Below are 25,980 nucleotides of genomic sequence, written 5' to 3'. Positions count from 1 at the left end.
TAGGGCTTCGCGCTGTCAAAGGGAATCATCCCTGACCGCATGCGGCGGGCTGCAGGACATGTTCCACATGAAAAAGTCAGGCATATGGATATCGCCATATAAAAAGCCGGCGCGGCCCAGGGCCGCGCCGGCTTTGAAGGATTGGATCGACGTCTAGCGCGATACGAAGCAGTTGCCGCCCGCGGCCTTGTAGCTGGTGCACAGATTGATGGCATCGTTGCGCGACTGAGCCGGAACGCGGACGCGGTAAAACGTTCCCTTGCCGGCAATCTCGGCCTTGACGATGTTGGCCGTGCGGCCGGAAAGCACGCTGCCATAACGGCGCTGCAGATCCTGGTAGGTCGACTGGGCGCTGTCCACCGTCGGCTGCGAAGCGATTTGTATCGACCACGCACCGCTGCCAGTCGCGGTCGAGGCCGGATCGATGGAAGCGACCTGATCGGGCTTGACCTCGCCGACCACGTCGACCGGCTGGTCGGACGGACGTTGCGGCGCGATCGCAACCTTGGCTGGCGTGTTGGCCGACTGCGCCTTGGCTTCAGCCTTGGCAGGCTTGGCGGCAGGCTTCAGAGCCGGCTCATCGTCAGCCTGCGCGGCGGCGGGCGCCACGGTGCCAGTCTGGTCGGTGCCAGTCTCGTTGGCGCCAGTCTGGTCGGCGCCAGTCTGGTCGGCGCCAGTCTGGTCGGCTCCGGCAGGCGCCACATGCTGTGGCGCCGGATCCGTCGGCTCGGCCGCGGCCACCTGCGGTGCCGCCGGTGCCGGATCCTCGCGCGCCACCAGTGAGCCGTCGGACTTGACCACCATGGTCCTGACCTTGCGCGGCGCAACGGCAACGACGTCGTTGTTGGTGCCCTTGTCGGCGTCCTGCAGGACCTGCGCGATGCGATCCTCCGACTTCGGCGCGGGCGCCGCATTGTCGGCCGGGGCCGCGCCAGCGGTCGAAACCTCGCCACCGCCATCCGTGCCGGCGGCGGCGTTCTGATCGGGAGAAAGATTGACGGCGCGGGCCGGGTCTTTCGCCTGCACGTCCACTGGTTCCTCAGTGTTGGTGACAAGCTTCTGCTGGACCGGCTCGGCGGGCTTCGCGCCCTTGACCACCGCGTCATAGACCTTGTTGTCCTGGTTCGGCACCACCGTGCCGCCCGGATTTTCCGGCTTGACCTTGATCGGCGAATTGTCCGCCTTGACGATCACCGGAGCTTCGCTGCCGCCCTTGCCGCCCAAAGACAGCGCAAAGGCGCCAAGGCCGCCCGCGACCGCAACGGCACCGACAATCGCGGCAATGAACAGGCCGCGCCGGCCCGACGGCCTGGCGGCTTCCCGCTCGCCGAGGCCCGGAACCGACATCGCTTCGTCCAGCTCGGGATCGTAGTCGAGTTCATCGACGGCAAAATCGTCCGCCTGAGAGACCGGCTGGCTGCCGGGCAGATTGTCGAGATCGAAGCCTTCGGCAGCATCGGCATAGCCCGAGGCCGACGCGCGGGCGGGCATTTCCGCCGGCCGTGCCGCATAGGTCCGCGCTTCCGGCTGATAGGCTTGCCTCGGCTCTTCATATCCCGGATTGACCCCGTCATATCCCGGATTGACCTCGCCATATCCCGGATTGGCAGCGCCATATCCCGGATTGGCCGCGCCATATCCTTTATTGAACCCGGTATTGTAGGATTCGTCGGCATAGGCGGCGTTGCCGGCAGTAGCAGGCGCGACCTCGACCGAATTCATCTCGGTCAGAAGGCTGGCGAATTCGGCGTCGAGATCATCATAAACGGCCGCTGCCGGCTCATCTTCCTCGAAATGCAACTCCGGAATGTCGAGATCGTCAGCCAGCGCGACGACGCGCTCCGGCACATCGACCGTCTCGACATCGGGCATCTCTTCATAGTGCGAGGACTGCCCGGCCTGCGGCGCCGATACCGGAGCCATATAGGGAGCAGCCGCAACCGGCTCGGCCGAACGGTAGGACGGCACGGTGGCCACTTCCGGGGCCGCCATCCTGGCCGCCATGGAGGGAGCAGGCTGCGCGGCAAACGCCGGCTGTTGGGGAACTGGTGTCACGCGGCTCCAGGAACGGGCCGACTCCGACGCTCCGGAACGTTCCGCCAGCCAATCGAGCGAATCGGCCTGATCCGGCCGGGACGCCGTTTCGTCACGCGAACCGATGCTTTTGGCCAGGGCGGCGTCGAAGGCATCATTGTCGAGATCGACATCACCCTGTTCAGCGGCATCCGGGCCGAAATCCTGGTCCTGAAGTTCATCGAGCAACAGGTCGTCGAGGTTGGCGTCGGCGGCCTGGGCGGAGCCGGATTGATGCGCATCCTCGGACGCTGTTTCATCGAGATCCCAGTCGAGGTCACCAACAAGATCGACGGGTTGCTCCGCGATCTTTGTAGTCGCGGCGAGAGGCGGCTGAACGGGCGCTGCGGTTGGCTGGGTCGCGGCTGGCTGGGTCACGGCGGGCTGAACCATGGCCGGTTCCTTGGCCGACGGCAGCGTGCGCGCGGTCATGGCACCGAGAAGCGCGTTCAGCTCGTCTTCGAGGCTTCGTTCGTCCGCGATGGGCGCTTGCACCGGCGGCACAATGGCTGCCGCGGGAGCTGCCGATTGCGGGGAAGCCGCGGCGATTTCGGCGACGGGCTCTTCGGCAGGCTCGGCAAACGCCTCGTCCAGATTCAGGTCGAAGGCGTCATCCGAAACAGCTTCAGCGCCTGGAATTTCATCCTGCGTCTCGACGGCATCGGCGCGCAGTTCGTGCGCCGGCTCGTCATCAAAAGCCTCCGGCTCGTCCGCCTGAACGTCAAAATCCACATCGACATCGGGCATGGCATCGTCGAAGTGACCCGCGAAATCCTCGTCGGAGATCACCTGGGTTTCATCCGCGGCGGCTAGTACAGGTTCTGGATAGTCGACAGCAGCCGCTTGGCGCTGATCCGCCGGATGGTCGTCGAGCATCAGCTCGTCTTCGAGCGAGATCGCGACCGCATCGTCGAATTCATGATTGGAGGCCGGCTCGACGGCCACCGGCACTTCGGCCACCGGCGATTCAACGGCATGCCGGGCCTCGGCAGCCTCGTCCTCGATATGGAAATCCTGGTCGAGGGAGGCGGCAAGCTCATCCTCCATCGGCAGATCATCGTCGAAGGGCGAGATGTCTTCGAGCGAACTGGCGACGGCATTGTCGAAATCGGCGTCGAAGGCAGGTTCAACGGACGGCACGGCTTGCGCGGCGCCAGCGGTCGCATGGCTGGCGGCGACCGCCTGGTCATCGGCATCCGACATGTCCAGGTGGAAATCGTCGTCGAGTGACAATGCGAGATCGTCGTCCGCAACATCGACGGCCACCGGCTCGACTGCCGGCTCATGAGCTGCGACAACTGGAGCGGCAACGCTGTCGGCAGCGTCGAACTCGCCCATCAGCTCCTTTTCGAGGTCGATGTCGAAATCGCCCTCTCCCGCGGACGGATCGGCCACAGCGGCTTTCGGCTCGGCCGGCGCCTGCGGCTTGACCGGCTGGCGCGGGTCGAATCCCATGATCCTGGTCAGTTCCGCGAACGGATCATCGTCGGCGATGTCGTTGTTGTCGGCTGCTCTCAGTTGGGTTCTGTCTGCCATTATCGTTCCCGAACTCGCACTCATTCGGACGCCTTGGACGTCGCGCAGGGTTGGCCCTTACCAGCGCAATGTGGGCAAAAGGTGACAGGTTTTTTAGTCAAACCTAACGCATTTCGGTGGGCGCAGCCGCTCCGATCAACGTCAGGCCGGACGTCAGAACATCCGAAACAGCCTGCACCAGCCCTAGTCTGGCATGCGTCAATTGTCGGTCGTTAACCTTAACAAAACGTAAGTCCGGATTATCCGTGCCCCGGTTCCAGTGTCCGTGGAAGCTGGAAGCCAGATCATAGAGATAAAATGCCAGCCGATGCGGCTCGAGCGCAAGAGCGGCGGACTCGATCAGGCGTGGATATTCGGCAAGCTTCCGGATCAGCCCGATTTCACCTTCGTCGGCCAGCGACGTTGCCGCGGCCGCCAGGTTGTTGCGATCGAAATTCGCCTCCCCCAACTGTTCGCTCGCCTGCCGGAACACCGAATGGCAGCGCGCCGAGGCGTACTGCACGTAGAACACCGGATTGTCCTTCGACTGCTCGGTGACCTTGGCGAAGTCGAAATCGAGCGGCGCATCGTTCTTGCGATAGAGCATCATGAAGCGGATCGGATCGCGTCCGACTTCTTCCACCACCTCGCGCAACGTCACGAAATCGCCGGACCGCTTGGACATGCGCACCGGCTCGCCATCGCGAAACAGCTTGACCAGATTGCACAAGAGGACGGTGAGCTTGACGTCGTCGCCGGCAATCGCCCGCGCCAAGGCTTCCAGGCGCTTGACGTAGCCGCCATGGTCGGCGCCGAGAACATAGATCAGGTCGACGAAGCCGCGATCGACCTTGTCCTTCAGATACGCCACATCGGCGGCGAAATAGGTGAACGAGCCGTCGGACTTGACCAGCGCCCGGTCCATGTCGTCGCCGACGGCGGTCGAGCGGAACAGCGTCTGTTCGCGGTCTTCCCAGTCGTCCGGCTTCTCGCCCTTGGGCGGCGGCAGCTTGCCCTTGTAGATATGGCCCTTCAGCGTCAGGTCGTTGATCGCCGAGCGGATCTTCCTGGCATTGTCGGCATGCAGCGTGCGTTCGGAGAAGAACACGTCGTGGTGCACGTTGAGCAGCGCAAGGTCCTCGCGGATCATCGCCATCATCGCATCGATGGTCCGGTCCTTGACGATGGCCAGCGCCTCGTCGTCCGGCATCTGCAGCAAGGAACGGCCGAACTCCCTGACCAGGGCCTCGCCGACGGAGACAAGATAGTCACCGGGATAAAGCCCCGGCGGAATCTCGCCGATATCTTCTCCAAGCGCCTCGCGGTAGCGCAGCATCGCCGAGCGCCCAAGCACGTCGATCTGGGAGCCGGCGTCGTTGATGACATATTCCTTGGTCACGTCGTAACCGGCGAACGCCATCAGATTGGCGAGTGCGTCACCGACGACGGCACCCCGGCAATGGCCGACATGCATCGGCCCGGTCGGGTTGGCCGAGACATATTCGACGTTGGTTTTGCGTCCGGCGCCGATCGTCGAGCGGCCATAGTTGCGCCCCTCGCCTAGAAGCGCCGACAGATGCGCCTGCCAGAAACCGTCCTTGAGCCGCAGATTGACGAAGCCTGGACCGGCGACCTCGGCAGCGGCGACGTCATTGTCCGCCCGCAGCGCTTCCGCCAGTTTCTCGGCCAGTGCGCGCGGGTTCTGGCCGGTGGGCTTGGCCAGCACCATTGCCGCATTGGTCGCGAGATCGCCATGGCTGGCGTCGCGGGGCGGCTCGACGGCGATGCGCGACAGATCAGGCGAAACGCCATTGCTGTCTTTCAGGTCAAGCGCTTCGACAGCCTTTACGACTCGCGCGGTGAAATCGGCGAAGATGTTCATGGTGTATGCTCTGGCGGCTTTACGACGAATCCGGCCCTTTGGCCGGCAAATCGAGCCCGCCCTAGCTCAAATCCGGGGTGCGGTCAAACAAACGCCTGTGTTCCTTGAGCGCGTAGGTGTCGGTCATGCCGGCCAGGAAATCGGCGACGCTGCGTGCCTTGATGCGATCCTCGGCGCGGTCCAGCCCTTCGCGCCAGCCATCGGGCATGGCGCGCGGGTCGGCGAAATAGACGTCGAACAGGTCCCTGACGATCTGCTCGGCGTCCGCACGCACCCGCATGACCTCTTCGTGCCGATAGAGGTGCTTGTAGAGGAAGGCCTTCAGTTCCTTCTCGGCTTCCGCCATTTCGGCCGAAAATGTCACCATCGTCTCGCCCGCCGCCCTCACCGCCTCGACGCTCAGCGGCCTGATCCGCTCCAGATTGGCGGTCGTTGACTTGATCACATCCTCGACCATGGCCGTGATCTGCCGCCGCATCAATTCGTGGCCGGTGCGCACGTCGTCGAGCCTGGGATAGCGCTCGCGCACGCTCTTCAGGATCGTTCCAGGCAGCGAAACGGCCTTCAGCATGTCCAGCGTCAGCAGCCCTGACCGCAGCCCATCGTCGATATCATGCGTGTTGTAGGCGATATCGTCGGCAATCGCCGCGCACTGCGCTTCGATGCCGGCGAACCGGTCGAGTTCGAGATCCTGCAATTGCGAGTAGTCGCGGATCGCCTGCGGGACCGGCCCTTTCAGGCCCTTGCCGCTGCCGTCGGTGAGCGGACCATTGTGCTTGACCAGGCCTTCAAGCGTCTCCCAACTCAGATTGAGCCCGTCGAACTCGGCGTAGCGCGCCTCCAGCCTCGTCACGATGCGCAGGGATTGTGCGTTGTGGTCGAAGCCGCCCCACGCCGCCATCTTCTCGTTCAGCGCGTCCTCACCTGTGTGGCCAAAGGGCGTGTGGCCGAAATCATGCACCAGTGCCACCGCTTCGGCGAGATCCTCGTCGCCGCGCAACGCCCGCGCCAGCGCACGCGCGATCTGTGCCACTTCGATCGAATGGGTGAGCCTTGTGCGGTAGTGATCGCCTTCATGGGCGATGAAGACCTGCGTCTTGTGCTTCAGCCGCCGAAACGCCGTCGAATGGATGATCCGGTCGCGGTCACGCTGGAAAGGCGTGCGGGTCGGACTTTCCACCTCGTCGAACAGCCGGCCGCGCGAGCTCGCCGGATCCGTGGCATAGGCCGCGCGCGGCCGATAGCCGAATCCGATGTCGCCAAGCTCATTTGTCATGGCTGATGCTGCCGCAGTTGACTTGCCCCGTCGCGCTTCATACCTATCATGTGAAACCGAAAGCAAGGTGACGCCTATGGGCGCGGATGCCAAGACCGCCATGAAAGTCGAGATGACCGAGGCCGCCGCCAAGCGGATCGCCAAAATTGTCTCTGGCGAGGCCGGCAAGACGGCGCTGCGCGTTTCCGTCGAGGGCGGCGGCTGCTCCGGCTTTTCCTACAAGTTCGATCTGGTCGGTGCGCGCAATGACGACGACGTTGCCATCGAGAAGGACGGCGCCACGGTGCTGATCGATGATCTGTCCCTGGTCTATATGGGTGGCTCGGTGATCGACTTCGTCGACGATTTGATGGGGCAGTCGTTCCAGATCCGCAACCCGAATGCGGTCGCCTCCTGCGGCTGCGGCACCAGCTTCTCCATCTAGGACCGAGATGCCCGCAACCGGCGCGGTTCGTCAGGTTGCGCTCTCCGCCGGTCGCGACCTCGACGCGACATTGGCCTTTTGGCGCGATGTCCTCGGCATGAGGGTGCATGCGCGGTTCGATCCGCCCGGCATTGCCTTCATCATGGCCGGCGATGTCAGGCTGTTGTTCACCGACGGCATCCCGGCCGGCACCATCTATCTCGACATATCAGGCCTCGAAGCCTTCCACGCCGAGGCAAAGGCAGCCGGCATCCCCTTCACCGCGCCGCCGACACTGGTCCATCGCGACACCGAAGGGCAGTTTGGTCCGGCGGGGGAAAGCGAATGGATGGCCTTTCTAAAGGATCCGGCAGGCAATACGATCGGTTTAGTCGAACGCCTTCCGCCGCAGGAACAATGAGACCGTCATGAAAATCGTCACCTGGAACATCAACGGCGTGCGCGCCCGCATCGGCAACCTGACCCATTGGCTGACCGAGAGCGCGCCCGACATCGTCTGCCTGCAGGAGATCAAGACGGTCGACGAGCAGTTCCCGCGCGCCGAAATCGAGGCGCTTGGCTACAATGTCGAAACCCATGGCCAGAAGGGCTTCAACGGTGTCGCGCTGTTGTCGAAGTTGCGCTTCGATGAAGTCACCAGAGGCCTGCCGGGTGACGATGCCGACGAACAGGCACGTTTCATCGAAGGCGTGTTCTCGACCGACAAGGGCGCGCTTCGCGTCGCCTCGCTCTATCTGCCGAACGGCAACCCGATCGATGACGAGAAGAAGTTTCCCTATAAGCTCTCCTGGATGGCGCGGCTGGAGCGCTGGGCGCAGGAGCGCCTGAGGCTGGAAGAGGCGCTGGTGCTGGCCGGCGACTACAACGTCATTCCCGAGCCGATCGACGCGCGGTTCCCGGAGAACTGGCTGGGCGACGCGCTGTTCCAGCCACAGACAAGGCAGGCCTTCCGCCGGCTGCTCAACCTCGGTTTCACCGAAGCGGTGCGCGCGGTCACCGATGCCCCGGACACCTACACCTTCTGGGACTATCAGGCCGGCGCCTGGCAGAAGAACAATGGCATCCGCATCGACCATCTGCTGCTGTCGCCTGAAGCCGCGAACCGGTTCTCATCGGCGTCGATCGAAAAACATGTGCGCGCCTGGGAAAAACCATCCGATCACGTCCCGGTGGCGATCGACCTCGCGCTGCAGCCGGCCTGACGCAGACCCTTCTGCCGCCGAGTAGTCCGGACCTCGTGTCGCCACAATCGCGCGCATGATGGGAAATCATCATGGTGGCCGGGTTTCCATGACCGTTCGATTTGCTCATTATCCGATCGGCTTGGCATTCGCCATGACCGCGATCGTGCCGGCCTTCGCCGCCCCGGAATGTCTCGCCAATGGAAAATCCTATCCGGTCGGACAGGTCGCCTGCCTGACGGTTGCCGACCAGAGTCATTTGGCTCGCTGCGACATGGTGCTCAACAACACATCGTGGACCAAGGTTGGCGATGGCTGCCCGGCAAACACCATGGCGCCGCACCTGCACGTCACACCGATCTCGACACCCGCGCCAAGCATGGTCCCGACGGAGCCAACCGAAAACTAATTTTCTCCTGGATTGCCTCGTCCTCGGATCGAGACGAGCCTCGATAGGCCGGCGTTGTCCGTCATTACCATGCCGACGTTCTTCGCTAGAGAAGCCAAGCAGTTGGCTTTTCGTCCGCTACACGGATCGCTCCTCGGCTCGCCGCATGGTGACGGGGAAAGAGCCTACTGATCGGCGTTGCTGCCCTTGGTCAGGATGTCGTCCGCCAGCGAGATCGCGGTGCGGCGGTCGGCTTCGCCGGCCGCGGCGAACGCCTCTTCCTGCATGCCGCGGATCCAGGGCTGATCGGTCGGCGACGCACGCTCCAGGGCCGCGGTCATCATCGCCAGGCCGCGCACGATCTTGCCGCTCTGGAACAACAGGTGGCCAAGCGTCGCTTGCGCACCGGCATGGCCCTTCTCGGCGGCGAGCTGGAACCAGCGCCCGGCCTGCTTGACGCTGGCCTTCACACCGCCCTCGCCCTTCAGGAACATCTGGCCCATCTCGAACTGAGCGTTCGGATTGCGGTAGTTGGCGGCGGCGCGCATGTAATATTCCTGCGCCGCCACCTCGTTCTCGGTGACCGGGCTGCCGGGAATGCCAGTGCGCAGATAGTCGCCGAGCGCCACCAGCGCGTCGGAGACATAGCTTTCTTCCGGCGAGCCGGGCTCGACGTCCTGGTCGACGATCTCCGAGAAGAACTTGAAAGCCTCATAGTCGTCGCGGGCCACGCCGTCGCCCTCGGCATACATGCGGGCAAGCTTCCAGGTGGCGCCGATCTGGCCGTTTTCGGCGGCATATTTGTAGGCCTCGGCGGCCTGCTCCTTGTGGCCGCTCTTGTAGGCGGAGAACCCGAACTGAAACACTGCCCAGGGGCTCGACTGCGGCTTCACGCCGGTCTTGTCGTCGAACACCTTGTCGTCGAAGGCCATGGCCTGGCCCACGGCGCCAAAGATCGCAACCGCGACCAGTGCCGGAAGGACAGATGACCTCAACAACTCTGGTGTTGACTTCAACAACTCAGATATCCGCATAGCAGTGTGTTTCTTTCGCACCGCCCGGATGGGTGACCGCGCCATCCCTGGCGGACCCTACCGTCTGTGCGTATTTCCATATCGCGCCCGACTGATAGTCGGTCGTGCGCGCCTTCCATGTCTTCGCTCGTGCCGCCAGTTCGGCCTCGGACAGCGCTACGTCGATCGTTCCGTTCACCGCGTCGATCGAGATCACGTCGCCATCCCTGACGAGGCCGATCGGGCCGCCAACCGCCGCTTCCGGGCCGACATGGCCGATGCAGAAACCGCGCGTCGCGCCCGAGAAACGGCCGTCGGTGATCAGCGCCACCTTGCCGCCCATGCCCTGGCCGTAGAGTGCCGCCGTCGTCGACAGCATCTCGCGCATGCCAGGACCGCCGCGCGGTCCTTCATAGCGGATGACCAGAACCTCGCCTTCGCGGTAGGCGCGGTTCGTCACCGCCTCAAAACATTCCTCTTCCGAATCGAAACAGCGCGCCGGGCCGGAGAATTTCAACTCCGCCATGCCCGCGACCTTCACGATCGCGCCTTCAGGGGCAAGATTTCCCTTCAAGCCCACGACACCGCCGGTTTGGGTAATTGGTCTGTTGGCCGGGCGGACCACATCCTGATGTTCATTCCAGGCAACGTGCTCCATATTTTCGGCCAAAGTACGGCCAGTGACCGTCAGGCAATCGCCATGCAGATAGCCGTGGTCGAGCAGCGTCTTCATCAGCAGCGGAATGCCGCCGGCCTCGAACATGTCCTTGGCGACATATTTGCCGCCCGGCTTGAGATCGGCGATGTAAGGCGTCTTCTCGAAGATTTTCGCCACGTCGAACAGGTCGAACTTGATCCCCGCCTCATGCGCGATCGCCGGCAGATGCAGCGCGGCATTGGTCGAGCCGCCGGTGGCCGAAACAACGGTCGCCGCGTTTTCCAGTGCCTTAAGGGTGACGATGTCGCGCGGGCGGATGTTTTTGGCAATCAGTTCCATGACCTTTTCGCCCGAGGCGAAATTGAAGCGGTCGCGCATTTCGTAGGGCGCCGGCGCGCCGCAGGAATAGGGCAGCGCAAGACCGATTGCCTCGGCGACGGTGGCCATGGTGTTGGCGGTGAACTGGGCGCCGCAGGAACCGGCTGAAGGACAGGCGGCCTGCTCGATTTCGAGCAGCTCGGCATCATCGATCGTGCCGACCGAGTGCTGGCCGACCGCCTCGAACACATCCTGCACGGTGATCTGGCGGCCGCGATAGCTGCCGGGCAGGATCGAGCCGCCATAAATGAAGATCGACGGCACGTTGAGCCGCACCATGGCCATCATCATGCCGGGCAGCGACTTGTCGCAGCCGGCCAGGCCGACCAGCGCATCGTAGCAATGGCCGCGCATGGTGAGTTCAACCGAATCAGCGATGACTTCGCGCGACACCAGCGACGACTTCATGCCCTGGTGGCCCATGGCGATGCCGTCGGTGACGGTGATGGTGCAGAATTCGCGGGGCGTGCCGTTGGCGGCTGCCACGCCCTTCTTGACCACTTGCGCCTGGCGCATCAGCGAGATGTTACAGGGTGCTGCCTCGTTCCAGCAGGAGGCGACGCCGACCAGCGGCTGCGCGATTTCGGCCGCCGACAGGCCCATGGCATAAAGATAGGACCGGTGCGGCGCACGCGCCGGACCGACAGTCACATGGCGGCTAGGGAGCTTAGCCTTTGAAATGACCTTGGCGTCCATTCTCTTCCTTGCCGCGGGCGGTGCGGCCTGCCCCATCGCCGAGCCTTTTGGCACGTGTCCCGAGACGAGTTCGAGGTGCGCCGGGTTTATGGCGGGAAATGGGCAATTTCCTCGGCCTGACCTTTAGCGCAGGGGTTGTTCAGAAAGTGTTGCCAAAACGTCACAATCGCACGAGGCGGCCCAAGTGCGGCTTATATGCAACGCAGCTTGTATGATGGGGCCAGCGACGACGCCGCACAAACGAAAAGGCCGGGCAATGCCCGGCCTTTCACTAAAACTTTCAAACGCTTAGAACTTGATCTTGACGCCGCCGGATATTGCCGTGACCAGATCATTGCCGAAGTCGTAACTCGCGTCGTCACCTGCAACATAGCCATTGTCCCCGGCCACTATACCTGAGTGACCGCTGGTCAAGACGCCTATTGCGCCAGCTACGCGAAATTCAATGTTGGGCTTAGGCGTGTAGGCAACACCGCCGCCAAGTGTCCACGTATCGGTCTGCGCTCCATAGCCGTGCGAAGTGCCACGATCCCATGAAAGCTGACCAGCAGCGCTCCACTGATCGTTAAACTTGTGGCCAACGCCGCCTGAGATCGTCCAGCCATCACGATACATCAGATCGAGTGAGGTTAACTGTGCAGAGTGCAGTTTGTCGCCCGTGACACAGAGCGCGTCGGGAGTACCCACCGCACAAATTGGAACGCTCTGCAGGACACTCCAATTGACCCACTTGACGGAGCCAAAAGCCAACCACCCAGGAGCGATGCCAGATTGCAATTTGAATTCAACAACATCCGGCATATATTGCGTGGAGCCGTAGATCGGAATTATGCCCTGGCCAACACTGGTCAAATCGAGCGTACCCTCGATGTTATCGAGCTTAACCTTCGAGTTATAGACGAGGCTCGCGCGCAGTGCGATGTCTGGGATTTCATAAGCGAGGCCAGCGCGCCAGCCCCAGCCAGTGGTCGACAGATCGACACGGCCCGTCGGTGACGGCCCAAATGGGTTGAAAGCCACAAGACTTTCCTTAAAGCCGTAGACCTTTTGATAGAACACACCGCCGATAAAGCGAAGCTGACCTTTGCCCGCATCCATCTTGTATGAGCAGGTGCCCGCGTAGTTATCGCTCTTGATGTCGGTCTCTATGTTTGAAACTGCGCCGTTCCACATGCCTGGCGCGGAATGTGCTCCCCAAGGTTGGGAATAGTCGACCATGCAATCGACGCCCGGAACGACCTGCGCCTTAACACCGATGCGCGGCACCCAATAGCCCTCCGCTCCATCAGCCGAGGTGCCCAAGCCGAGATTGAATCCGCCCGGCCCCTTGGCATTCTCGTATTTGCGATCCGGCATCACATAGGTTGCTTCGGCCTCCGTCGCGACCTGGGCCGGATCGAACAGCAGGTCGATATCGTAGCCGCCGCGCTCCAGACCGCCAGCATGCGCCGGGTGGATAAGCGAGCCCATCAAGGCCAACGAAAAGCACCCTGCCCCCAGCAGTGCTTTCAGACGCAAATTGCTCATGGATGTCCTCCCGAATAACTAGTGGATCAAGCTAGAACCAATTCAAGTTAACGGCGCAACAACGAATTCCCGGGCGTACATGTACATGTCCGCCAAACGCTTTTTCGACAAAATGCAAAGGAATGTCACAAGGCCAAAAACGGCCCTGCGCACATCCAAAACGCCGAAAAGATGCACGAAAATGGCCCCAAAAAGCTCGAAAACAGCTAATTTTGAGGGGATCTGGCCCCATTGTTACATTATGGCAACAATGGGGCTAAAAGTTTCCGTTTACGTCAAGATTTACGCAACGGAATGCCCATTTTTGAGGCCGGTGACGCATGGAATTCGCTCCGGGGTCATGCACGAATCTGCCCTTCAGCCGGCGTCGCGAACCCTGGTCAGCGCTACCGAAAGCTTGTCCTGCGCGGCGCGATATTCGGCCAGCTTTTCCCGCTCGCCTTCCACGATCTCGGCCGGCGCGCTGGCAACGAATTTCTCATTCGACAGCTTCTTGTGCAGGCGCGCGATTTCCTCGGTCACCTTGACCAGTTCCTTCTGCAGCCGCGCGGCCTCCGCGGTGAGGTCGATCAGGCTGCCAAGCGGCAGGCAGATCGTCGCCTCGTTGAGCACGATCTGTGCCGACCCCTTGGGTGCCGCATCGGCGAGCGAGATGTCACCAACACGCGCCAGCCGCTTGATCGCTGAGTCCTCGCGAACCAGCCGTTCGCGCGTCACGTCGTTGGCGCCGACCACCACGAGCGGCGCTATTGCCGCTGGCGGCACGTTCATCTCCGAGCGCACCGAGCGGATACCGGAGACGAGATCGACCAGCCAGTTGATGTCGGCGGCCGCTTCAGCATCCTCGAAATCCGGCGACGGCCATGCGGCATGGCACAGCAGCGAGGCGCGTTCCCTGCCCTCACCCGCCGTCTGCGCCCACAGCTCTTCGGTCATGAACGGCATCATCGGATGCAGGAGCTTGTAGATCTCGTCGAGCACGAAAGCGACGCAGGCGCGGCTCTCGGCCTTGGCGGCCTCGTCCGTGCCCATGAATACCGGCTTCAGCAGTTCCAGATACCAGTCGCAGAACAGGTTCCAGACGAAGCGGTACGCGGCTCCCGCCGCCTCGTTGAAGCGGTATGAGGTGATGCCGTCGGTGACCTCGCGTGCGGCGCGTGTCAGCTCGGTCAGGATCCAGCGGTTGACCGCCAGCTTAGCGTCGTTCAGCCAGAAATCGTCATTGCGCGCGACTTCGTTCATCTCGGCAAAGCGCGTCGCGTTCCACAGCTTGGTGCCGAAATTGCGATAGCCGGCGATGCGCGCCGGGTCGAGTTTCACGTCGCGTCCCTGCGCCGCCATCACCGTCAGGGTGAAGCGCAGCGCGTCGGCGCCATATTCGTCGATCAGATCGAGCGGGTCGATGACGTTGCCCTTCGACTTCGACATCTTGGCGCCGTTCTTGTCGCGCACCAGCGCATGCACATAAACGGTGTGGAACGGCTCCTCGTCCATGAAGTGCAGGCCCATCATCATCATGCGGGCGACCCAGAAGAAGATGATGTCGAAGCCGGTCACCAGCACATCGGTCTGGTAATAGGTCTTCAACTCCGGGGTTTCATCCGGCCAGCCGAGCGTCGAGAACGGCCACAGCGCCGACGAGAACCAGGTGTCGAGCACGTCTTCGTCGCGCGTCAGGATCTCGCCCGGCTTGAAGTTTTCGAGCTTGTCTTCGACCCACGCCTTCCAGGGGCCTTCGAGCGCCAGATAATATTCGATCGCCGCGCCCAGCGCCTCTTCCTCGGACTTCTCGACAAAGACGCGCCCATCCGGCCCGTACCAGGCCGGGATCTGATGCCCCCACCACAGCTGACGCGAAATGCACCAGGGCTGGATGTTCTCCATCCAGTCGAAATAGGTCTTCTCCCAGTTCTTAGGCACGAAATTGGTGCGCCCCTCGCGCACCGAGGCGATCGCCGGCTTGGCCAGTTCCGCCGCGTTGGCGTACCACTGCTCGGTCAGGTACGGCTCGATCGGCACACCGCCGCGGTCGCCATGCGGCACGGCGTGGCGATGCGGCTCGACCTTGTCGAGGAAGCCGCCGGCCTCCATCAGTTCGACGATCTTCTTGCGGGCGACGAAACGGTCGAGACCGTCGAGCTCGTCCCAGACAGCTTGCCGTTCTGGCGTCGCCTCGAGGCCCGCCAGGAAGTCCTCGTTGTCCTTCAACTTGACCGCCGCCTCGACCGTCAGGATGTTGATCGCCGGCAATTGGTGGCGTTTGCCGACCTCGAAGTCGTTGAAGTCATGCGCCGGCGTGATCTTGACCGCGCCCGACCCCTTTTCAGGATCGGAATACTCGTCCGCCACCACAGGTATCTTGCGGCCAACGATCGGCAGGACGACATTCTTGCCGATGAGATGTTGGAACCGCTCGTCGTCGGGATGCACGGCGACAGCCGTGTCGCCCAGCATGGTCTCGGGGCGGGTCGTCGCCACGGTGATGAAGGTCTTTGGGTTTTCCGGATCGAAGGTCGCGCCTTCGATCGGATAACGGAAATGCCAGAGATTGCCGTTGACCTCCTGCTGCTCGACCTCGAGGTCGGAGATGGCAGTCAACAACTTGGGGTCCCAGTTCACAAGGCGCTTGTCCTTGTAGATCAGCCCTTCCTTGTAGAGGCTGACGAAGACTTCGAGCACCGCCTTGGACAGGCCTTCGTCCATGGTGAAGCGTTCGCGCGACCAGTCGGCGGAGGCGCCCAGACGTTTCAGCTGGTTGAAGATCAACCCACCCGATTCGGCCTTCCACTCCCACACTTTCTCGATGAATTCTTCGCGCGTCAGATCGCGGCGATGGATCTGCTTTTCCATCAGCCGCCGCTCGACCACCATCTGCGTGGCGATGCCGGCATGGTCCATGCCGGGCTGCCACAGGACGTTCTTGCCGCGCATGCGCTCGAAACGAACCAGAATGTCCTGCAGCGTGTTGTTGAGCGCATGGCCCATATGCAGCGACCCGGTGACGTTGGGCGGCGGAATGACGATGGTGAAGGCCTCGGCCCCCTCTTCCGCTCCGGCGCCGGCGCGAAACGCGTCGGCTTCCTCCCACATCTTGGCGATCTTCGGCTCGACGGTCTTGGCGTCGTAGGTCTTTTCAAGCATGGGAAAACGGTCCGCGCTGTCGGGAATTTTGCTGGTTCGGTGTAAATCGGAAGGTCTTGGCCAAGTCAACCGCGAGGGCTGCCTGGGGTCATCACAAGCAGATAGGCGCGGACCTATTCATTTCAACAGAAGGCCGCGCGGCGATCGCATCTTCGCCGCGAGGCATCGCTGCGAACGAGCCCGGGGCTCCCGCGCCTTCATTGTCAGCGACCCCGATGGCAGTTTGATCGCCTTCGCCAGTTCGGCAACCAACGGCCGACCTCTTCACAACGAAAAACGCCGCCTCGACGGCGGCGTTTCTTCTGGAATTCAGGCCTGGACGCTATTGCGCCCCGCGTGCCACGCGCTCGATCTCTTCGCGCACCAGCCTTTCGACCAGCGTCGGCAGGTTGTTGTCCAGCCAATCCTGCAGCATCGGCCGCAGCATCTCCTCGGCCATCTCGTCGAATGTCTTCTTGCTGCGGCTTGCAAAGGCGTCGGACAGTTCGCCGAAGGCAGCCGCAACCTGCCGTCCAGTGTGTTCGGAAAGAATTGCGGGACGCACCGCATGCGCTTCGTTCGCCGCCGCGCGCGCCTGAGCCGTGCCCGTTGGAGCATCGTTTGACGAAGACCGCTCGATCGCAGGTTCCGCCGCCGACTCGCTCGCCGACACATCCGGCTGGGGCGATGGGCGGATGCTCCGCTCCGGCATCGCCTTGGCTTGCTCGCCAACCGCCGCGATCTCGCGACGCCAATCGGCGACGATGGCTTCACTTGTCGCAACCTCGACGGGAGCCGCCGGCGCGTCGCGGCTGGCGGCAGGCGCCGGCTCGGCGGCAACCCGGGCGCTGACCTCAGCCAATGTCGTCGGCGTCCTGCCCGCAGCCGGATCGGCACGTGGCGGCGTTTCGGTGCGTGCTGTCGCCGGCAGTATGGCTGGCGTCTGGATTTCCGCCATCGCGACAGGCTTCCTGACCTCTGGGACGGCATGCAGTTCGGCGCGGAACGCATCGATATCCGCAGCTGGAACAGCACTCGGCGCGGGCTCCAGGTCCTGTTGCAACTCATCGGCGTCGCCGGGCTGCTTGCGGCCGTTGTCGCTGTCTTCGATGATCCTCCTGATGGAAGCGAGTATCTCTTCCATGGAGGGTTCGCGCTGTGCGCTGCTTGCCGTTGCCATCGTCACATCCGCCGCCCTTGTGACCCGTTGCAGGTTTCCGCTCCGGCAAAAGCCGGATTCGAATCATGGCGACAGCGTAACCGACGGATCGCCGCACGAGAATCCCCAATCTGGGGACATGTGGGATTTCAACAGATTAGAGCGATTCCGCCAAAGCCGTGTGACGGTTCCCGTTAGCAACCACCAGAAGGACAACGACAATCCTGTGTTCCCGTACGAACCACTCAGCCCGGAAACGCCGTTCGAACGAAGGGCCTAGCGGCCATCCGGCGTGCGCAGGCCGATCCACTTGTCCTTGACGGCGTTGTAGTGTTCCTCCGGCTTGTACTTCGTCACCGCCAAGCCAAGCCGGTCGACCGACAGGCGGCCCATCGCCGACAGGATGGCATAGCTTGCCACCACCACATCGCGTTCGTAACCAGCGTGGTTGATCTTGGCGGTGATGACGGCGGCTTGCGCATTGAGCACGTCGAGCGTCGTGCGCTGGCCGACATTGCGCTCCTCGATGACGCCGTTCAGGGCCAGTTGGGCGGCGTCGATCACCTGCTTGTTGGCGGACGCGCTTTGTTGCGCGGCGGTGTATTGGGACCATGCCGTGGCGACGGCCTGGCGCACCTGGTCGCGGCTGACGTCGACCTGGATACGCGCCTGCCCCAGCGATTCCTTGTTCTGCCGCACGACCGCCGAGGTTCGGCCGCCCGAATAGATCGGAATGGTCAGCGTCGCGCCGATATTGGCCGACGTCGAATTGCCGTTGGAACCTGACAAGTCGGGGATGGCGTTGCGGTAGTTTTCCGAAACGCCAGCCGAAGCCGACAACTGCGGCAACAGCGCGCCCTCGGACGATTTCACCGAAAATGCAGCGGCATCGACCAGATGCTGGGTGGCAAGGATGGCCGGGTGTTCGGCCGATCCGATGGCGATCGCGGCGTCGAGGCTCGACGGCAACAACCTGCCCAATGGCGAAGCGGCCTTGAGCTTGCCGGGCTCGTCACCGACCACCTGGTGATAGGTCGCGGCGCTGGCCAGCGCCTGCGCGCGCGCAGCGCTCAGCGCTGCCACCGCGGAAGCGCGCGAGGCATCGGCCTGCGCAACGTCGGTGCGCGTGCCTTCGCCGACCTCGAAGCGCGAGCGCGCGGCGCGCGCCTGCTCGGTCAGGAACTGCAGGTTCTGTTCGGTCAGCACCGCGATCTGCCTGTCGCGAATCACGTCCATATAGGCCATGGCCGCATTGAACAGCGTGTTCTCCTCGGTATTGCGCAGGCTTTCAACGGACGCCTTGACCTGGGATTCGGCCGCCGCGACATTGTTCCTTGTCTGAAAGCCGTCGAACAGCGACTGGTTGATCTGGATGCCGTAGCTGCCGCTTGTCAGCTTCGAATTGCCGCCGCCATTTGCCTGGCGCGTGTTCGTATAGTCGATGTTGGCCGAGCCGGTGATCGTCGGGCGCCAGCCTGACTTGGCTATGGCCACGCTCTCGTCGGTCACGCGCACGCCGGCACGCGATGAATTTAGTGTGGAATTGTACTGATAGGCTTTTGCAAGGGCACCGGTGATGGTTTCGGCCGATGCAGCCAGTGGGGACAGCGCGGTCGCCGACACAAGGACGGCGGTGAAAAGTGACTTGCGTACTGACGGCACGGTTTAACCCTCATTCGTTTTCCATGGGAACCGCGCCGCACCAGCTTCTCTTCCTGAGCAGCCCGAACGGCGTGTTTCATGTTCCCTGTTGCTCAGCCCAAAGTGCCCCCAGTCTGGGATCAGCAACGATCGTTCAAATGCAAGCGACCATGACAAAGCCTTTGCTGCAAGGCCAAATCATTCAGAATTCGAAAGCATGCTCACGTTCGAATCCGGGTAGTGGCTTAATTGCCGCATTAAATGCCCTTCTCCCGGTTACAACCCCCCCCGCCTTGAAAAAAAGCCGCGCCACGCCCGAATTGCCCTGACCCTCGACCGCAACCAGGCGGCCGCCTTCGGCGAGCTGGTCGAGCAGCGACGCCGGCACTTTGGCGACACTGCCGCCGATGAAGATGACATTGTACGGCGCCTTCGCCGCATGGCCTTGCGCCAGAGCGCCCTGGACCACGGTCACATTGCCGCAGCCCAGGCTGGACAGGGTCGACGCGGCGGTTTGCGCCAATGCCGAATCGCTTTCGAGCGCCACGACGGACCTCGCCAGGCGCGACAGGATCGCCGAAGCGTAGCCGGTGCCGCAGCCGACATCGAGCGCCGAATCGGTCACACTGATCTCGGCCAGTTGCATCAGCTTGGCCAGCGGCGAAGCCTCCATCAGGTAGCGCGAGCCATCGGCGCTGTCTGCGATGCGGATGTCCTCGTCGATATAGGCAAGATCGCGCTGGCGATCGCCGACGAAAACCTCGCGGGGCACGGAAAGCAACGCCTCGAGCAGCGGCGCGCTGGTCACGTCGGTGGTGCGGACCTGACCATCGACCATCTTGACGCGAAGTTCGGAGAAATCAGCGCTCATGTCCCAACCAATCTGCTTGCCGCGTCAGAATCGCGGTTCATGTCGACCGGAACTTCAGGCTCCGGCGCTGACGCGCGGGAGCCCGGGTATTGGAGGCCTCGCCCGGAATCGAACCGGGGTGCAAGGATTTGCAGTCCTCTGCGTAACCACTCCGCCACGAGGCCTCGTTGCTCCCGGCGTTCCACCCGGTTCCAATAGGTTGCGGCGAAAAAGCCGTCAAGCGGCCACGACGTATTCCGAACGGTTTCGTCTGCGCCGGCTGCAGCCCTGTCAGTTCGCCGTCATAGCCACCCGCTCACATTCGCAATCCGTTAAGCATGGCGGATGATCGAGCGAAACTCCGCGCTCCGGCTTGCGTTGTGAAACGGGAGGACTGCGCCATGCCCTGGCCAAACCGAACGACGAAACGAACGGAACGGAAAACGTACCGCTGCTGGGGTCCGAGGACTTAGTGCGCTACGCCATCAACTGCCTGAGAATAGAAGGCACAGGCAGGCTTTCACCGCGTGACCGCGCGCGTCTGGCCTCGGCTTCCGCGGTCCTGAAGCAGATCAGCGAGGATTTGAAGGCAGGCACGCAACCGGATTCGAAGGAATCGGGCACTGGCACCGAGAGACAGGGCCAGAATTGATTCTCTTCGGAGACCACCGCCGTGCGAGATGTATCGGCCGCTCAATCCGGCCGGCGTCGCCGCTCCCACCAGACGACCAAGCGGCGCCGGTGGCGGCGCACCATGGCAAATTCGTAGGAGAGCACCAGCAGTCCGAGCGGCACCATCCAGAACCCAAGGATCGGCAAGAAACCGAGAATGCCGCCAATGGTCAAAAGCACGCCGATCGTGATTCTGAGACCGCGCGACTGCGGCATGGTGAATTCGCGGCCGAAAACCGAGATCTTTCGTGCTGCTATCCGGTTTTCGTCCGCTGCCGTCATCGCGAAGAACTGCCTGTCTGGGGGCTCGATAATGTCATTTTACGAAAGCTGCGACCGCCCTTTCGGTTCCGCGCCGTCACCAAGACGACTAATATGAGGGCGGCCAAGGCCGATTGCGAGAAACCGCTGCGCGAAAAAGTCTCGGAAAAATGCGAAATGCTTCTTTGCAAAGCCGAAACGGGTTTGCTATAGGCTGCGCCACTTGCTCAAAGAGCCTCCGTTCCCCGGTAGCTCAGTGGTAGAGCAACCGGCTGTTAACCGGTTGGTCGCTGGTTCGAATCCGGCCCGGGGAGCCAACATTTCCAAGGTCCGTTCCGGACACATAGGTTACGGTTTATACCGGAGACATGGGTAACACTTTTGGCCCGACGGGGTTTTGGAGTGGTTCGAGCCTGCATGTCTCATCATCGAAGTATCCCAAATCGTAGGCCATGAAGCTCGCCAGCCAGATATGGTCTTCGACCTGTTTGATGCCAACGGTCTGGCCGGCGAAGACGAGGCTGAGATTGATCTTCTTGCAGTCGGAGCCCCGGAAAGGCCGATTGCCTAAGAGGAGCGCCTTGACGGGCTGTGACAGCGACACCTCTGGCCGCTGCCGTTGCCCCAGCTAGGCGGCTACCCCACCGCGGCCTGATTTGGTGCCGCTCATCCAGGGGAGCGGAGCAAGCGGCTCCTGCAGGATCTTGACGGATCTCGCGAACCCAGCGACGGCATCGCGCGCGACCGACAGGGGTATCTGACCGTCGTAAGCACGCTGGCAAGCCCGGAAGGCCGTCTCGAAAATCGGGCCCCGACGTTCCCGCGGCCACTCGTCCAGGAAATCGAATGCGTGATCAAGACTTCGTATTTCTTGAATGAACTGACCATTCCTAACCAACACTGGTCGATCGAACGTCCTGTCGCCCATATGGTCCTCCATTCGGTTGAGCGATTTGGTTTGCTGGTTCAGCTTTTCACGCAACGGCATGCTCAGGCTCCGCGAACATGCCGCCATCTCCACATCTGGGCGGGACACCGGCATAGGCCGGAACCGGCGGCGGATCATCGTCATCGTCATCCCGCCAGGGGTATCGCAGCCAGCTACGCCTCGTTTTGTTTCGACGCCGGCCTGAAGACGGACTGCGGTCAAACGGTGCCCTGGCCGGCGGCTTGCGGCCAATCTCGTCCAGGGTGTGGAGCGCAAGAAGAATCTCGCTGACTTGCGCAATGGCACCGCTGTCCAATTGGCGTAGGGTGGGATTGTCAGGAACCGCATTGGCGTCTGAAGCCCAGAAGGCGAGCAAAGCCCTCTTCTCGCCGACCGTCATGTCCTCGTTCAGGACGTCCTCGGGCGTACGCAGGGCAGCGAATTCCTCTGCGTGATCTGTCAGTCTGAATTCATGAACACAGTCAGATTCGTATCTCATCTCCATTCTCCGCGATCTGTGCCTCCCGGCCAGGCCGGGAGGCGGACCACAGACTGAGGTTGCCAGTATCAGGCGACCTTGCGTTGCAGCTCTGCATCCATGGACTGCTTGCTGCCGCTCTCCTGAAGCGGAACCGCTCTGGCTTCGGAGCGGATCTCGATGCGCCGAGGCTTGAGTTCCTCGGGCACTTCGCGGACCAAGTCCACCGACAGCAGGCCATTATGGATATTGGCCGCCTTGACCTTGACGTGGTCTGCAAGTTTGAACACCTGCTTGAAGTTGCCTATCGCGAGGCCGCGGTGGAGGATTTCCAGATTTTGCTGATCAGGCTTCCTCTGTCCGATTACGGACAATTCAGGGCCGTTCTGCACAAGGTCCACTTCGTCAGGACCGAAGCCGGCGACGGCCATGGTGATGCGATAGTCGTTGTCGCCATTCTTCTCGATGTTGTAGGGAGGCCAGTCGGAGCGGACGCTGTTTTCGAGCATGTCGAACAGCCGGTCGAAGCCGACGGTGGTGCGGTAAAGAGGGGAATAATCAAAGCTTCTCATAGCCATATCCTCCGTGAAGCAACATGGTTTACGGGTCGCCGCAGCGCTGCTGCGGCGCGGTATGTCGAGCCGAAGCCTCGACGGAAAACGATCTGGGAATCACGGTTTTTTTGTTCAAGAGGTCGCCCAAAAAAATTTTCGGAGCGGCACCACGGCCATTCAAGATCGGGCATGCGCCAGACTTTTGCGGTGAAAGCATTCCGGTTGGAAGCGGGTGAGGAATATGGCTCGGCAAGTGCGCGCCAGGTTCCGCCTCTGGTCACGAGCGGCCTTGCACACTGCCGCCGCCGCGCGATAGATGCGTTCGGTCAAGGGAGGACATCATGCGGAAAATCCTGGTATCGGCATTGCTGCTCACGGCAGCGTCGTTCGCGACCGGCGCTCATGCATTGGACAGCGGCGGAACCCCGGTCGTCGTGACGCCGCTCGCATCACGCACCACCACGGCATCCGGCCAGCCGATCACGCTGCCGCAGAAGAACGTGCAGGTGCTGGTCTCGACCTATGACATCGCGCCCGGCGCGACCTTGCCGGTCCATCGCCATCCCTTCCCGCGCTACGCCTATGTCCAGGCTGGAACGCTGAAGGTCACCAATGTCGAGACCGGCAACAGCAACACCTACAAGACCGGCGATTTCATCGTCGAAATGATCGGGCAGTGGCACCAGGCCACCAACATTGGCGATGGGCCGGTCAAGCTCCTGGTGATCGATCAGGTCGAGGAAGGCGCCAAGAATACGGAATTGCGCCAGTAGCCGCCAGGCTGCAGGTGCCCCGAGGGCGGGAAGGCAATGCGCCGCCCGCCCCTCGCCTCGCGGCAGCCCCAGCGCTTAGCCCCAGGCGCCAACCGGCTGCCGGGTCGCTGCGTTCAGCCTGTTGAAGGCGTTGATCAGCGCGATCTGGATGACCAGCGCGGCAAGGGCCTTTTCATCATAATGGCGGGCCGCTTCGTCCCAGACATCGTCCGGGACCGCGTCCGGCCGGTCGGCCAGTCTGGTGCCGGCTTCGGCCAGCGCCAATGCCGCGCGTTCGGCGTCAGTGAAATACGGCGTCTCGCGCCATGCCGCCAGCGCAAAGATGCGCTCGTCCTTTTCTCCGGCCTTCTTCAGTTCGCGCGCATGCATGTCGACGCACACGCTGCAGTTGTTGATCTGGCTGGCGCGCAGATGAATGAGCTTGCGCGTCACATAGGGCACGTCGGCCGCCTCGGTCGACTTGTCCAGCGCCAGCAGCGCCTGCACCGAACCGGGGATGAGCATCACCGGGTTCTTGATCCTTGCTTGCATGGTCGTTCTCCTTTTGAATTGTTTCTCCAGGCGTGTTTTCCCGGCCCGGACGACTCGCATCCAGGGTTTCGAACTTGATGAAAACTGTTGGCTGCCCGCCGCGTATCAGGCCTGTTTTGCGGTAACCTGTTCGAGCCGTTCGAGAATGCGCGGCCAGCCACTTCCCATGCCGATATAGCCACGCTCGTCGGCCGGCCGGAATCCCGACTGCTCCATTCGCACCCGGGTCGCCACTCCCTCGGGCGTCAGTGACCATGTCACCACGGTTTTCAACCCACTGTCCGATTCCGTCCCATCGCCCCAACTGTAGGCCAGCAGCCGCGGCACCTCGACTTTCAGCACCACGCAGTTCGTCACGCCAGACCATCCGGGAACTGGCGTCGCGCGGAATGTGAAGCGATGCCCTTCTTGCGCCGCGAAGTCATTCTGCATGAGCCATTCGCCGACGAGTGCTGGCACGGTCAGTGCGCGCCATATCTTTTCCGCCGAATATGGGATCAGCCTTTCGACGACGATCGATTTGGTTTCCGTCATGCCTTGCTCCTCTCGTTGTTGTCGTCGCGCCACGCACGCGCAATCAATAACCTGCCAGCTATACATTACTCATAACCATGCAGTTATGCAACAGTCAAGAATGGAATCTGCCATCTGGTCCAAATGGCGGCGTAGGTTCACGCTTTCGCGTCAGCCGTCGTGGTGCTAGGGCTCTCCACAACATGATGAACTGGATCGCCCCTTGACCACGCAAACTCGCCCGCCGCTGATCGAAATCTGTGTCGAAGGCATCGATGGCCTGCTCGCCGCGCAGGCCGCCGGCGCCGACCGGGTCGAACTCTGCGCCAGCCTGGTCGAGGGCGGCATTACGCCCAGCCTCGGCACGGTGCGCGCAGCGCTCGACCAGGCGACCGTGCCGTTCCACGTCATGGTGCGGCCGCGCGGCGGCGATTTTCTCTACAGCGAGACCGAATACCGATCGATGCTCGCCGATGTCGCCGCGCTCAGCGAACTCGGCGTGCCCGGCGTGGTGTTCGGCTGCCTGAACGCCGACGGCACCATCGACGAGAAGCGCATGGGCGAATTGACCGAGGCCGCAGGCGCCTTGAACGTCACCTGCCACCGCGCCTTCGACATGACGCGCGATCCGGCCGAGGCGCTGGAAGCGCTGATCCGCTGCAAGGTTGGCCGTGTGCTGACCAGCGGCCAGCGCGACACCGCGATCGAGGGCTTGCCACTGCTGGCGGATCTGGTGCGTCAGGCCGACGGGCGCATCATCATCCTCGGCTGTGGCGGGCTCGATCTCGGCAACATCGCCGAGGTGCGCGCAAGGACCGGCCTGGCCGAAATGCACTTCGCCGCCCTCAAGGACGTGCCGAGCGCCATGCGCTACCGCAATCCCAAGGTCGGCATGGGCGGCTCCGATCTCGACCGCGAGTATCGCAACACACTGACCGATACACCGCTGGTGGCGGCGACGATCACGGCGGCCAAGGCATGACCCCTCCGATAGACTGCATAGCGCAGGACGACGAAGCCGCCATTCTGGCGCTCAACAACGAGCACGCCGCCGAATTGTCGTGGCTCGAAGCCGAACGGCTGTCCTTCCTGCTCGGCGAGGCATTTTATGCGCGCCGCATCGGTGATCTCGAAGCCTTCATCATGACCTTCGACCAGGATGCGAACTACGACAGCCCGAACTTCGTCTGGTTCCGCGAGCGCTACGAACACTTCATCTATGTCGACCGCGTCGTCGTGGCGGCGCATGCAAGAGGCCGCGGCCATGCTCGCCTGCTCTATCGGGACCTGTTCGACCATGCGCAGAGCGCCGGCCACACGCTGGTCACCTGCGAGGTCAACACCGACCCGCCCAACCCCGCCTCGGACGCCTTCCACGCCGCCCTCGGCTTCGCCGAAGTCGGCGACGCGGTGATCCACGGCGGCAAGAAAGCGGTGCGTTATTACGTCAGGCCGATCGCCGCCTGATCCGGTGGCGCTCGCCATCGGC

The 25,980-nt window shown here is 62.6% G+C and carries 23 protein-coding genes and 2 tRNA genes; 8 read left to right on the top strand and 17 right to left on the bottom strand.

The genetic code is table 11. The features are described from left to right. Window positions 1–153: 153 nt before the first annotated feature. The 3 genes from EN824_RS05240 to EN824_RS05230 form a co-directional block, all read right to left on the bottom strand. Window positions 154–3,609 carry an SPOR domain-containing protein gene (locus EN824_RS05240; RefSeq protein ID WP_135866830.1) on the bottom strand — a complete coding sequence of 1,152 codons (3,456 nt, stop codon included), beginning with the start codon at window positions 3,607–3,609 and terminating at the stop codon, window positions 154–156. Window positions 3,610–3,712: 103 nt separating this feature from the next. Then, window positions 3,713–5,470 (bottom strand): arginine--tRNA ligase, encoded by a 1,758-nt coding sequence (gene argS, locus EN824_RS05235; protein WP_135866828.1) that lies wholly within the window; start codon window positions 5,468–5,470, stop codon window positions 3,713–3,715. A gap of 61 nt (window positions 5,471–5,531) precedes the next feature. Next, window positions 5,532–6,746, bottom strand: coding sequence for a deoxyguanosinetriphosphate triphosphohydrolase (locus EN824_RS05230; RefSeq protein ID WP_135866826.1), 1,215 nt, complete (start codon window positions 6,744–6,746; stop codon window positions 5,532–5,534). Window positions 6,747–6,822: 76 nt separating this feature from the next. Between EN824_RS05230 and erpA the strand changes: the two genes are divergently transcribed. The 4 genes from erpA (at window position 6,823) to EN824_RS05210 (ending at window position 8,760) form a co-directional block, all read left to right on the top strand. Further along, complete coding sequence (erpA, locus tag EN824_RS05225) at window positions 6,823–7,170, top strand: iron-sulfur cluster insertion protein ErpA (RefSeq protein ID WP_127279920.1); 348 nt, start codon at window positions 6,823–6,825, stop codon at window positions 7,168–7,170. Between the two features lie 7 nt (window positions 7,171–7,177). Next, on the top strand, window positions 7,178–7,570 hold the full coding sequence (locus EN824_RS05220) for a VOC family protein (protein WP_127872664.1): 393 nt from the start codon (window positions 7,178–7,180) through the stop codon (window positions 7,568–7,570). A 7-nt stretch (window positions 7,571–7,577) separates the two neighbouring features. After that, the gene (gene xth, locus EN824_RS05215) at window positions 7,578–8,372 is read left to right on the top strand and encodes an exodeoxyribonuclease III (RefSeq protein ID WP_127872665.1); all 795 of its coding nucleotides are present in this window, start codon (window positions 7,578–7,580) and stop codon (window positions 8,370–8,372) included. An 88-nt stretch (window positions 8,373–8,460) separates the two neighbouring features. Beyond that, a complete protein-coding gene (locus EN824_RS05210; protein WP_127279923.1) occupies window positions 8,461–8,760 on the top strand; it encodes a hypothetical protein in 300 nt (99 codons plus the stop codon). Window positions 8,761–8,924: 164 nt separating this feature from the next. On the opposite strand, the gene EN824_RS05205 is transcribed toward EN824_RS05210, so the two are convergent. From EN824_RS05205 to EN824_RS05165, 9 genes are all read right to left on the bottom strand, one after another. Beyond that, a complete protein-coding gene (locus EN824_RS05205; protein WP_127279924.1) occupies window positions 8,925–9,773 on the bottom strand; it encodes a tetratricopeptide repeat protein in 849 nt (282 codons plus the stop codon). Continuing rightward, window positions 9,760–11,484, bottom strand: coding sequence for a dihydroxy-acid dehydratase (gene ilvD, locus EN824_RS05200; protein WP_135866824.1), 1,725 nt, complete (start codon window positions 11,482–11,484; stop codon window positions 9,760–9,762). The genes EN824_RS05205 and ilvD overlap by 14 nt, the downstream gene beginning before the upstream one ends. Window positions 11,485–11,772: 288 nt before the next feature. After that, window positions 11,773–13,011, bottom strand: a complete 1,239-nt coding sequence (locus EN824_RS05195; protein ID WP_127278526.1) for an OmpP1/FadL family transporter — start codon at window positions 13,009–13,011, stop codon at window positions 11,773–11,775. A 357-nt stretch (window positions 13,012–13,368) separates the two neighbouring features. Further along, window positions 13,369–16,152 carry a valine--tRNA ligase gene (locus tag EN824_RS05190; RefSeq protein ID WP_127278527.1) on the bottom strand — a complete coding sequence of 928 codons (2,784 nt, stop codon included), beginning with the start codon at window positions 16,150–16,152 and terminating at the stop codon, window positions 13,369–13,371. A 322-nt stretch (window positions 16,153–16,474) separates the two neighbouring features. Further along, on the bottom strand, window positions 16,475–17,311 hold the full coding sequence (locus EN824_RS05185; RefSeq protein WP_127278528.1) for a PopZ family protein: 837 nt from the start codon (window positions 17,309–17,311) through the stop codon (window positions 16,475–16,477). Window positions 17,312–17,566: 255 nt separating this feature from the next. Continuing rightward, window positions 17,567–18,952, bottom strand: a complete 1,386-nt coding sequence (locus EN824_RS05180) for a TolC family outer membrane protein (protein WP_127278529.1) — start codon at window positions 18,950–18,952, stop codon at window positions 17,567–17,569. Between the two features lie 181 nt (window positions 18,953–19,133). Further along, on the bottom strand, window positions 19,134–19,802 hold the full coding sequence (locus EN824_RS05175; RefSeq protein ID WP_135866821.1) for a protein-L-isoaspartate O-methyltransferase: 669 nt from the start codon (window positions 19,800–19,802) through the stop codon (window positions 19,134–19,136). Window positions 19,803–19,892: 90 nt separating this feature from the next. After that, window positions 19,893–19,966 (bottom strand) — tRNA-Cys (locus EN824_RS05170). 508 nt (window positions 19,967–20,474) lie between these two features. After that, window positions 20,475–20,735 (bottom strand): hypothetical protein, encoded by a 261-nt coding sequence (locus EN824_RS05165; RefSeq protein ID WP_127872671.1) that lies wholly within the window; start codon window positions 20,733–20,735, stop codon window positions 20,475–20,477. 221 nt (window positions 20,736–20,956) lie between these two features. Here EN824_RS05165 and EN824_RS05160 point away from each other — a divergent pair. Then, window positions 20,957–21,031: transfer RNA gene (locus tag EN824_RS05160), tRNA-Asn, on the top strand. Between the two features lie 311 nt (window positions 21,032–21,342). Here the strand turns inward: EN824_RS05160 and EN824_RS05150 are convergent. The 3 genes from EN824_RS05150 to EN824_RS05140 all read right to left on the bottom strand — a co-directional run bounded on the left by EN824_RS05150 (window position 21,343) and on the right by EN824_RS05140 (window position 22,692). Further along, entirely contained in the window at window positions 21,343–21,642 is a 300-nt protein-coding gene (locus EN824_RS05150) for a DUF982 domain-containing protein (RefSeq protein WP_135866900.1), read from the bottom strand. A gap of 46 nt (window positions 21,643–21,688) precedes the next feature. Further along, window positions 21,689–22,141, bottom strand: coding sequence for a hypothetical protein (locus EN824_RS05145; protein WP_135915760.1), 453 nt, complete (start codon window positions 22,139–22,141; stop codon window positions 21,689–21,691). 68 nt (window positions 22,142–22,209) lie between these two features. After that, window positions 22,210–22,692, bottom strand: coding sequence for an Hsp20 family protein (locus tag EN824_RS05140; protein ID WP_127277412.1), 483 nt, complete (start codon window positions 22,690–22,692; stop codon window positions 22,210–22,212). 323 nt (window positions 22,693–23,015) lie between these two features. Between EN824_RS05140 and EN824_RS05135 the strand changes: the two genes are divergently transcribed. Further along, window positions 23,016–23,447: a cupin domain-containing protein gene (locus EN824_RS05135; RefSeq protein ID WP_127281308.1), complete on the top strand. Its 432-nt coding sequence runs from the start codon at window positions 23,016–23,018 to the stop codon at window positions 23,445–23,447. 75 nt (window positions 23,448–23,522) lie between these two features. Here EN824_RS05135 and EN824_RS05130 read toward each other — a convergent pair whose 3' ends face one another. Beyond that, entirely contained in the window at window positions 23,523–23,978 is a 456-nt protein-coding gene (locus EN824_RS05130) for a carboxymuconolactone decarboxylase family protein (RefSeq protein WP_127872673.1), read from the bottom strand. Window positions 23,979–24,083: 105 nt separating this feature from the next. After that, complete coding sequence (locus EN824_RS05125) at window positions 24,084–24,512, bottom strand: SRPBCC domain-containing protein (RefSeq protein ID WP_127279182.1); 429 nt, start codon at window positions 24,510–24,512, stop codon at window positions 24,084–24,086. 202 nt (window positions 24,513–24,714) lie between these two features. Between EN824_RS05125 and EN824_RS05120 the strand changes: the two genes are divergently transcribed. Together EN824_RS05120 and EN824_RS05115 are read left to right on the top strand one after the other, a co-directional pair. Continuing rightward, window positions 24,715–25,473: a copper homeostasis protein CutC gene (locus EN824_RS05120; RefSeq protein ID WP_189521750.1), complete on the top strand. Its 759-nt coding sequence runs from the start codon at window positions 24,715–24,717 to the stop codon at window positions 25,471–25,473. After that, window positions 25,470–25,958: a GNAT family N-acetyltransferase gene (locus EN824_RS05115; RefSeq protein WP_127279184.1), complete on the top strand. Its 489-nt coding sequence runs from the start codon at window positions 25,470–25,472 to the stop codon at window positions 25,956–25,958. Before EN824_RS05120 ends, EN824_RS05115 begins: the two co-directional genes overlap by 4 nt. Window positions 25,959–25,980: the final 22 nt, after the last annotated feature.

This window comes from Mesorhizobium sp. M8A.F.Ca.ET.181.01.1.1 (genome assembly GCF_004792025.1).
In the GTDB taxonomy this organism is placed as follows: Bacteria; Pseudomonadota; Alphaproteobacteria; order Rhizobiales; family Rhizobiaceae; genus Mesorhizobium.
The sequence above is the reverse complement of the archived record's forward strand: the minus strand, read 5'-3'. Positions and strand labels throughout refer to the sequence as shown.

Bases quoted from the DNA above. Each gene is read 5' to 3' on its own strand.
- EN824_RS05240 (WP_135866830.1), bottom strand. From the start codon at position 3,609: ATGGCAGACAGAACCCAACTGAGAGCAGCCGACAACAACGACATCGCC.
- argS (WP_135866828.1), bottom strand. From the start codon at position 5,470: ATGAACATCTTCGCCGATTTCACCGCGCGAGTCGTAAAGGCTGTCGAA.
- EN824_RS05230 (WP_135866826.1), bottom strand. From the start codon at position 6,746: ATGACAAATGAGCTTGGCGACATCGGATTCGGCTATCGGCCGCGCGCG.
- erpA (WP_127279920.1), top strand. From the start codon at position 6,823: ATGGGCGCGGATGCCAAGACCGCCATGAAAGTCGAGATGACCGAGGCC.
- EN824_RS05220 (WP_127872664.1), top strand. From the start codon at position 7,178: ATGCCCGCAACCGGCGCGGTTCGTCAGGTTGCGCTCTCCGCCGGTCGC.
- xth (WP_127872665.1), top strand. From the start codon at position 7,578: ATGAAAATCGTCACCTGGAACATCAACGGCGTGCGCGCCCGCATCGGC.
- EN824_RS05210 (WP_127279923.1), top strand. From the start codon at position 8,461: ATGACCGTTCGATTTGCTCATTATCCGATCGGCTTGGCATTCGCCATG.
- EN824_RS05205 (WP_127279924.1), bottom strand. From the start codon at position 9,773: ATGCGGATATCTGAGTTGTTGAAGTCAACACCAGAGTTGTTGAGGTCA.
- ilvD (WP_135866824.1), bottom strand. From the start codon at position 11,484: ATGGACGCCAAGGTCATTTCAAAGGCTAAGCTCCCTAGCCGCCATGTG.
- EN824_RS05195 (WP_127278526.1), bottom strand. From the start codon at position 13,011: ATGAGCAATTTGCGTCTGAAAGCACTGCTGGGGGCAGGGTGCTTTTCG.
- EN824_RS05190 (WP_127278527.1), bottom strand. From the start codon at position 16,152: ATGCTTGAAAAGACCTACGACGCCAAGACCGTCGAGCCGAAGATCGCC.
- EN824_RS05185 (WP_127278528.1), bottom strand. From the start codon at position 17,311: ATGGCAACGGCAAGCAGCGCACAGCGCGAACCCTCCATGGAAGAGATA.
- EN824_RS05175 (WP_135866821.1), bottom strand. From the start codon at position 19,802: ATGAGCGCTGATTTCTCCGAACTTCGCGTCAAGATGGTCGATGGTCAG.
- EN824_RS05165 (WP_127872671.1), bottom strand. From the start codon at position 20,735: ATGACGGCAGCGGACGAAAACCGGATAGCAGCACGAAAGATCTCGGTT.
- EN824_RS05150 (WP_135866900.1), bottom strand. From the start codon at position 21,642: ATGGGCGACAGGACGTTCGATCGACCAGTGTTGGTTAGGAATGGTCAG.
- EN824_RS05145 (WP_135915760.1), bottom strand. From the start codon at position 22,141: ATGAGATACGAATCTGACTGTGTTCATGAATTCAGACTGACAGATCAC.
- EN824_RS05140 (WP_127277412.1), bottom strand. From the start codon at position 22,692: ATGAGAAGCTTTGATTATTCCCCTCTTTACCGCACCACCGTCGGCTTC.
- EN824_RS05135 (WP_127281308.1), top strand. From the start codon at position 23,016: ATGCGGAAAATCCTGGTATCGGCATTGCTGCTCACGGCAGCGTCGTTC.
- EN824_RS05130 (WP_127872673.1), bottom strand. From the start codon at position 23,978: ATGCAAGCAAGGATCAAGAACCCGGTGATGCTCATCCCCGGTTCGGTG.
- EN824_RS05125 (WP_127279182.1), bottom strand. From the start codon at position 24,512: ATGACGGAAACCAAATCGATCGTCGTCGAAAGGCTGATCCCATATTCG.
- EN824_RS05115 (WP_127279184.1), top strand. From the start codon at position 25,470: ATGACCCCTCCGATAGACTGCATAGCGCAGGACGACGAAGCCGCCATT.